Source organism: Arthrobacter sp. 01N444 (assembly GCF_056399305.1).
Window position 1 is genome coordinate 1 of sequence record NZ_JBFTRB010000039.1, and the last position, 653, is coordinate 653.

Genomic DNA, 653 nt, shown 5'->3' on the forward strand with positions numbered 1-653 from the left:
GACACCGACTTCCTGGCCCGGGTCAGCCGCCGGTGGACGGAGGCGCTGGACCAGGACGGCGCCGAGCCCTCCGAGGAACTGCTCCGCCAGCTCCAGGGCGCCTTCCTCCGCAAACCCCGGCACGGCCTGCAGCACCTGGAAATCTTCGCGACTGCGGACCAGTTCGAGCACCTGGTGACCGTGATGAACACCGCCACCAACCCCCGCACCGGCCCCGCCGCCGGCCAGGGCACCGCCACCGGCAACACGGCGCAGGCCGGACCGGGCGAGGGCGGGGCGGGCGAGGGCGGGGCGGGCGAGGGTGGGGCGGCGGATGCGCCAGGCCCGGCTGCGGAGCCCGCCACCGTGGAAGAGGACCCCGCACTGCCGTCCCTGGACCTCCGCTCCCGGCCCCAGAAGCTGCTCGACGGCCTGGTCGGCGCGTGCAAAGCGGCCCTCGCCACCGGAGGGCTGCCCGCCGCGGGCGGGCTCCGGCCCCAGGTCATGGCCACCATCGACTACCGCGACCTGCTCACCCGGCTCGGGACGACTCCCGCCGAAGCAGGCACCCCTGCCAACACCGCACAGCACGGCACCGGAACCAGGCACGGCACCGGGACGCTGCTGTTCACCGGCCCCGTCACCACAGGCACCATCCGCAAGCTCGCCTGCGA

Annotated in this window: 1 pseudogene; it reads left to right on the forward strand. The window is 75.0% G+C overall.

The features are described 5' to 3' along the window. Window positions 1-653 (forward strand): annotated as a pseudogene (locus AC1DKN_RS20995) (HNH endonuclease signature motif containing protein); the annotation flags it as partial.